7 protein-coding genes are annotated in these 6,679 nt (G+C 75.0%); 4 read left to right on the forward strand and 3 right to left on the reverse strand.

Annotated features, from left to right (window positions below; genetic code table 11):
* Positions 1–88: 88 nt before the first annotated feature.
* The gene (locus ACI79S_RS11570) at positions 89–664 is read right to left on the reverse strand and encodes a DUF1360 domain-containing protein (RefSeq protein WP_456593577.1); all 576 of its coding nucleotides are present in this window, start codon (positions 662–664) and stop codon (positions 89–91) included.
* A 190-nt stretch (positions 665–854) separates the two neighbouring features.
* On the opposite strand from ACI79S_RS11570, the gene ACI79S_RS11575 reads away from it, so the two are divergent.
* Together ACI79S_RS11575 and ACI79S_RS11580 are read left to right on the forward strand one after the other, a co-directional pair.
* On the forward strand, positions 855–1,268 hold the full coding sequence (locus ACI79S_RS11575) for a hypothetical protein (protein WP_456593578.1): 414 nt from the start codon (positions 855–857) through the stop codon (positions 1,266–1,268).
* A gap of 256 nt (positions 1,269–1,524) precedes the next feature.
* Positions 1,525–1,917: an STAS domain-containing protein gene (locus ACI79S_RS11580; RefSeq protein ID WP_456593579.1), complete on the forward strand. Its 393-nt coding sequence runs from the start codon at positions 1,525–1,527 to the stop codon at positions 1,915–1,917.
* A gap of 99 nt (positions 1,918–2,016) precedes the next feature.
* On the opposite strand, the gene ACI79S_RS11585 is transcribed toward ACI79S_RS11580, so the two are convergent.
* Both ACI79S_RS11585 and ACI79S_RS11590 read right to left on the reverse strand, forming a co-directional pair.
* Positions 2,017–3,039: a DNA topoisomerase IB gene (locus ACI79S_RS11585; RefSeq protein WP_456593580.1), complete on the reverse strand. Its 1,023-nt coding sequence runs from the start codon at positions 3,037–3,039 to the stop codon at positions 2,017–2,019.
* 58 nt (positions 3,040–3,097) lie between these two features.
* The gene (locus tag ACI79S_RS11590; RefSeq protein ID WP_456593581.1) at positions 3,098–4,918 is read right to left on the reverse strand and encodes an ATP-binding SpoIIE family protein phosphatase; all 1,821 of its coding nucleotides are present in this window, start codon (positions 4,916–4,918) and stop codon (positions 3,098–3,100) included.
* Between the two features lie 289 nt (positions 4,919–5,207).
* Here ACI79S_RS11590 and ACI79S_RS11595 point away from each other — a divergent pair, with 289 nt between their 5' ends.
* On the forward strand, positions 5,208–5,633 hold the full coding sequence (locus ACI79S_RS11595; protein WP_456593582.1) for an ATP-binding protein: 426 nt from the start codon (positions 5,208–5,210) through the stop codon (positions 5,631–5,633).
* The gene (locus tag ACI79S_RS11600) at positions 5,630–6,559 is read left to right on the forward strand and encodes an RNA polymerase sigma factor SigF (protein ID WP_456593583.1); all 930 of its coding nucleotides are present in this window, start codon (positions 5,630–5,632) and stop codon (positions 6,557–6,559) included. Before ACI79S_RS11595 ends, ACI79S_RS11600 begins: the two co-directional genes overlap by 4 nt.
* Positions 6,560–6,679: the final 120 nt, after the last annotated feature.

A 6,679-nucleotide genomic window follows, 5' to 3' on the forward strand; every position in this document is an offset into this window, starting at 1 on the left:
GGGTCAAGATCGCAGGATAGGTCCGGAGCGCCCTCCACGGCAGGGCGAACGACGCGGCCGCTCCCCCCGACGGAGGACCGCCGGCTCCTCAGCCCTCCCCGTCCGCCCCGTCGTCCGCCGGGGCCAGGGCCCCGTTCTGGATCGAGTCGTACACGAACTGCAGGACGTCGGAGCCCGCGACCGTCGTCATCGTCAGGGCGGCCAGCCGGGTGGCCCGGGGTGCGGTCACGTACCCGAAGACTAACGCCGTGCCCACCCACTGGGCCAGGCAGAAGGGGCAGGTGAGCAGCTCGCCGACGGCGTGCTTGGCGCCGCCGTGCTCCCGCACCTCCTCGGCCACCTCGGCGTGCCCCGAGGCGCCCTCGAAGCGCACGAACGGCGCACGGAGCGGGCTGGTCACCGGGTCCTTGGCGATGCGGCGGGCCAGCCGGAAGGTGGCGATGGTGAGCAGGACGGCGTCACCGAGCGGGATCCGCTCGGGCAGCTGCTTGCCCGCCGCCCGCACCGCCACGGCGCCGCCGGCCACCAGGCCCGCGTAGACGCCCATGGCGCCCAGATCGCCACCGAGCGGCCGGGGTTCGCCCTGGGTGTACTCACGCTTCTGGGTGCGCGCCCACCGGCGGAGGGGCGCCCCGACCCGCTGGACCTCGTCTGCGATCGCCATGGCCCCCCGCTACCCCGCGGACGCGCTCCCATGCCGCGAGTGGGGTGCAGTGCCGCGACCCACACCGGCGCATGGCCGCACCGCCCCCGGGTAGGGCGCTGGAACGACACCGGTCCCCCGACCGGCGCGGCGTCCCGTGCGACGCCGGCGAGAACCACGCGCGCAATCCGCGCAGGAACGGAGGCACCGCATGACCCAGCCCGAGGGCCAGACCGCGCGCGACGTCTTCCCCGAGGACGGCGGCATCCCCGAGGTGGCGCAGGACGACTCCCCCACCATGGACCGCGCCGAGGATCCGCAGTTCGAGCCCCTGCCGGGCGAACGCCCCACCGCGACCACCGACTTCGGCACCACCGCGTTCGAGCAGTCCGAGGGCGAGTCGCTCACCGGCCGGTTGGAGCGCGAGCTCCCCGACGACGCGGTCGACGTCCGCCCCGCCGAGGACCCCACCCGGTCCGACGCGCAGCTGGAGCAGGACACCTCGACCACGCCCGAGAGCGACTCCGGCACCAACCGAACCGCCGACGACGTCGAGGCGACCGCGGACCTGCCCGTGGGCGGTGAGGGCCCCGAGGAGTCCGCCGTCCACGTCACCGACGGCTGACGCTCCCCCACCCACCAGCGCCCCACCCCTCGCGGCTCCCTTCGGGTGCCCTCCGGGGGGTGGGTTGGCGCGCGCGCGGCAGGTTGTCTACGTTGGGTCAGCGGTTCAGCAGGTAGCCGCGACGTGCTGGACCCGGTGGTCCGGCACGCGACACGTTCGACCACCGCGAGCCGGGGGCCCAGGCCCCCGGAAATGTGCAGCGGTAGATTGTCCGGGCGGCCCGTCGTCCGGGTTCCGCCGAGAGGAGCCACTGTCCGTGACCACTTCCGACCTGCCCGCCGAGGGGCAGCCCGACGTGTCGACCGAGGGCACCGAGGCACCCTTCGACGACGTGATCACGCTCTCGACCTCCACCGACGAGGACGGCGCTGTCACGGTCGCGGTCGTCGGCGAGGTGGACACCTTCACCGCTCCCGTGCTGCGTTCGACCCTGGACAGCCAGCTCGAGCAGCAGCCGCGTGAACTGGTGATCGACCTGTCCGGTGTCCAGTTCCTGGGCTCGGCCGGTCTCGCCGTGCTCGTCGAGACGCAGAAGTCCGCCCGCAGTCGCGAGGTCGCCCTGCGGCTGATCGCCACGACCCGCGCCGTCACCCGGCCGCTCGAGGTGACCGGCCTGATCGACCTCTTCACCATCGCCGACGCCCGCTGACGTCCGCGTCCCGAGACTCACCCCGGCCAGCTCGGGAGAGTCTCGGGACGAGGCCGACGACGAAGGCGCCGCCGGTCACCGGCGGGGCCTCTCTCGTGCTCAGGCCGAGAGCAGCCGGCAGACTGCCTCCTCCAGCAGCTTCTGCGTGTCCCGGTCGGCCACGCCGCCCGACGACAGGACCTCGTCCGCGTCACGCAGAGCCTCGGCGACCGTCTCCCCGTGCTCGAACCGGTCGACGACACGCGGGTCGACGTAGCTGGCCTTGCAGACGGCAGGGGTGTTCCCCAGCTGCTCGCTGACCCGTTTGTAGGCGGCGTTGACGACCTTCTTGCGGGCCGTCTTCGACGCCGGCGGGGGCGCCTCGGCGAGCGCGGCGGCCATGAGGACGGTCGCCGTCCAGGTGCGGAAGTCCTTGGCCGAGATCTCCGCGCCGCTGATCTCCTTGAGGTAGGCGTTGATCTCCGCACTCGTCACGTCGCGCCAGTCGCCGTCCTCGGTCTGGTACGCGAGCAGGTCCTCACCGGCGTCGGCGGGGCGCTCGAGCAACTGGCGGACCACGGTGGCGGTCGGCCGGTCGGTGATCTCCACCTCGCGCTCGATGCCGCCCTTGGCGAGGTAGGAGCAGAAGGTCCGCTCGCCGCGCACCGACACGTGCGCCCGCTTGAGGGTCGCCAGGCCGTAGGTGCCGTTCTCCTCCTCGTACTGCTCGCTGCCGACGCGGAAGGCGCCGAGGTCGAGGAGGCGGATCGCGGTGGCCAGCACCCGGTCGCGGTTGAGGCCGCGGCTGCGCAGGCCGGCGCGCACGGCGTCGCGCACGTCGGGCAGCTGGCGGGCGATGTCCAGCACGCGCTCGTGCTTCTCGGCGTCTCGCCGGGCCCGCCAGGCGTCGTGGTACCGGTACTGCCGCCGCCCGGCGGCGTCCACCCCGGTGGCCTGGATGTGCCCGTTGGGCCACGGGCAGATCCAGACGTCCTTCCAGGCCGGCGGGACGGCCAGGGCCCGGATGCGGTCCAGCCGCTCGTCCTTGATGAGGCCGCCGTCGGTGTCGTAGTACGCGAAGCCGCGCCCGGCGCGGCGGCGTCGGTAGCCGGGGCCGTGCACGTCGCTGCGCCGCAGTCTCACCGGCGGGGAATGGGCACTGCGGGCGGTCCGCAAACCCCCCGGGACGGAGAGTCACGCCTCAGCGCAGCTCGACCAGCCCGTCCAGACCACTGATCTCGAGCACGTGCCGGGTCACGCCGCCCTCGGGCGCCTGGACGACCAGGCGCCAGGACTCGTCCCGGGCGATGCGGGCCACGGCCAGGACGACGCGGACGGCGGCGCTGCTGAACAGGCCGACGTCGCAGAGGTCGAGCTCCATCGGGGTGGCGCCGCCGTGACTGGCCTCCAGCATCCGGATCCGCAGCTGCTCGGCGGCCGCGGCGTCGACGGCCCCGCGGGCCCGCACGACCGGGCGCGGCCCCTCGCGGTCGACCACCACGTCCGCGCCGTCGACGACGCGGTGGGCGTCGATCTCCTCGTGCGGGCTCCGCCGCAGCCGGAAGCTCAGCGTGACCGTCGTCCCGTGGTCCTCCGCGAGGGTCACGCCGTCCACGAGCTGGCGCATGATCAGCAGCCCGCGCCCCCGGTCACCCGGGTCGCGGTCCGGCGGACGCCAGGCGCCCTGGTCCCGCACGCTCACCGTGAGCACGCCGTCCACGTCGACCTGGGCGGTGACCGACATGGGCCCGGGCTCGGTGCCCCGGTAGGCGTGCTCGGCGGCGTTCGCGCACGCCTCGCCGACGGCGACCATGACGCCCACCCGGTCCTGCTCCCCCATGCCCAGCTCGGTCAGCCAGGCATTGAGGCGCCGGCGCACGCCGGGCAGCGCGGACGGCACGGCGAGCAGGTCCAGCTGGAGGGCCTCGTGCGCGGTGGCCCGCCGGTGGGCGACCAGGACGGCGACGTCGTCCAGCCAGCCGTGCGGCCGGCGCACCCCCTCGGCGATCGTTCCCGCCAGCCCGGCCGCGGCCTCGACGTCGAGAGCCCCCGGGTCGTCCAGCGCCTCGCGCGCGGCCGCGCCGAGCCGCTCGAGCGCCTCGGCGGGTGGCTCGTCGAGCCCCGCGACCACGCCGTTGGAGAAGAGCACCAGCGTCGCGCCCAGGGTGAGCTGCGCCTCGTGCAGGGGCGCCGACGCCCCGGGGAGGCTGCCGAGCGGGGGCCGGGCGGTCACCTCGAGGAACGTGCTGCTCCCGTCGGCGTGCACCACCAGCGGGGCCGGGTGACCGGCCGCGCTGTAGACCAGCCGCCCGGTGGCGGCATCGAGGACGCCGTAGAACACCGACGTCCCCTCGACGTCGTCCATCTGGGCGGCGAACGCGTCGAGAGCGGAGAGCACGGCCGCCGGCTCCGGGTCGCCGAGCAGCGTGGAGCGCATCGCCCCGCGCAGCCGGCTCATCGCACCGGCCGCGGCCACCCCGTGCCCCACGGCGTCGCCGACGACCAGGGCCACCCGCCCCTTTCCCAGCGGCACGGCGTCGTACCAGTCACCACCGGCCGCGGAGAGCTCGGTGGCCCGGTGGTAGCTGCCGGACAGGACCACGTCGGGGAGCATGGGCAGCGACGGCGGGAGCAGCGCCTGCTGCGCGCGGTGCACGTCGTCGGCCGCCAGCGCTTCGATCACGACGAACGCACCCGGCTTGCCGGCGATCGGCATGGGCCGCACCGTCGCCGTGGCCAGCGGCCCCTCCGGCCCGAGCGCGCCGCTCAGGGTCTCGGTGTGCCCGCTGCGCACCGCGGCCTCGACGAGGTCGGCCAGCGGGCGCCCGGAGATCTCGGGCAGGCCGCCGCGCCGGGCCTCCAGGCCACGGGCGCGGGCGTTGGCCCACAGCGGCCGGGCCGCGTCGGCCGCCAGGCAGAAGAGCGCGTCGGGCGACGTCTCCATGGCAGCGAGCAGCACGGCGGAGCCCTCGTCCAGGGCGCCGTCGTCGGGAGGTGGCAGACTGCCGGGGCCGGTGCTCATCTCGGGTCAGCAAACAACAGGGTCCCGGTGGCGGCAACCGCGTGCCGGGTACGCGAACGGCGTGGTCCAGGCCACGTTTGGGAGCCGGCGCGGGCCGGGTAGGAAGCAGCCTTGTGCACCGACCGGGACGCCGGTCCGCGCCGCCACCGGCGGCCGGGCCACCCGGCACGGAGGACCACCGCGGCTCGAGGGTCGAGTTCGCCGGGAACGAAGGAGCGGACGACGGATGGTCGATTCGAGGGCCCCCCTCGCGCAGGACGGACGGCGTGCGGAGCGACTGGAGCTCCGGGTGCCCACCACCCCGACCCAGCTGCCCGCGGTGCGGGCCATGACCGGTGACCTGGCGATGCGGATGGACTACGACCTCGACGCGGTCGAGGACCTCCGGCTCGCGGTCGACGAGGCCTGCGCCACTCTGTCGACGGTCGTCCAGGGGGACGCTCCGCTGACCGTCGTCTTCGAGACCACGCGGGCCGGCCTGCACATCAGCGCCTGGGTGCCCACCGCGGACGGCACGGAGGTCCCCACCGACGGCTTCGGGTGGGCGGTGCTCGCCGCCCTGGTCGACTCGGTCGAGGGCCGGCGCTCCACCGAGCGCGAGGTGCCGGGCGGGAACGGCAGCGACTCACCGGTCGCGGTCATCGCCCTCGCCAAGTACCTGCCGGGACAGCACCCGGCCGGCGTGGGCGACGAGAACCTCTCGGTGGCCCGGTGAGCAGGTCGGCCGCCGCCGACTCCGTCGAGGAGGAACCCCTGGACGCCACCGACGGCACCCCGGTCGACCCCTCCGCCGAGAAACCGGTCGACACCCCCGACGAGCCCGCGCCCGGCATCCCCGACCCGCCGGCCGCTCCCGAGCCCGACGCACCACCGCTGTCGGAGAACCGGCGCCGGGCCGAACGCACGGCGCCGCTGTTCGCCGAGCTGGCCACCCTCGAGAAGGACGACCCCCGCCGGGAACGGCTGCGCGAGATCCTCGTCGAGGAGCACCTGCCCCTGGTCCGGCACTTCGCCCGCCGGTTCAGCAACCGCGGTGAGCCCTTCGACGACCTGCTCCAGGTCGGCACGCTCGGGCTGATCGCCGCGATCGACCGGTTCGACCCGACGCGCGGCGTGGAGTTCCTCTCGTTCGCCGTCCCGACGATCACCGGCGAGATCAAGCGGCACTTCCGCGACCAGGGCTGGTCGGTGCGCGTACCGCGCCGGCTTCAGGAGCTGCACCTGTCGCTGAACGCCGCCGTCGGCGAGCTGGCGCAGAAGAACGGCCGGGCCCCGACCCCCAGCGAGCTGGCCGAGCACCTGGGCATCCCTCGCGCCGAGGTGCTGGAGGGGCTCGCCGTGGCCAACGCCTACCGGAGCAGCTCGCTGGACGAGCGGCTGTCCGGCGAGGACGACTCCCCCACCCTGGCGGCGACGCTGGGCGAGGAGGACGCGGCGCTGGAGGGCGTGGAGTACCGCGAGTCGCTGCAGCCGCTGCTGGCCACCATCCCGGCCCGGGAGCGGCGGATCCTGATCCTGCGCTTCTTCGGCAACATGACCCAGTCGCAGATCGCCGCCGACATCGGCATCTCCCAGATGCACGTCTCCCGGCTGCTCAGCCAGACGCTGGCCAAGCTGCGGGAAGGCCTGCTCAAGGACTGACGGAGGGCCCGCCCTCCAGCCCCGCGTCCGCTCGGGACGGGGCCGCGGGGGGGGGGGGGGGGGGGGGGGGGGGGGGGGGGGGGGGGGGGGGGGGGGGGGGGGGGGGGGGGGGGGGGGGGG

The organism is Blastococcus sp. SYSU DS1024 (genome assembly GCF_054050795.1).

Bases quoted from the DNA above. Each gene is read 5' to 3' on its own strand.
- ACI79S_RS11590 (WP_456593581.1), bottom strand. From the start codon at position 4,918: ATGAGCACCGGCCCCGGCAGTCTGCCACCTCCCGACGACGGCGCCCTG.
- ACI79S_RS11575 (WP_456593578.1), top strand. From the start codon at position 855: ATGACCCAGCCCGAGGGCCAGACCGCGCGCGACGTCTTCCCCGAGGAC.
- ACI79S_RS11570 (WP_456593577.1), bottom strand. From the start codon at position 664: ATGGCGATCGCAGACGAGGTCCAGCGGGTCGGGGCGCCCCTCCGCCGG.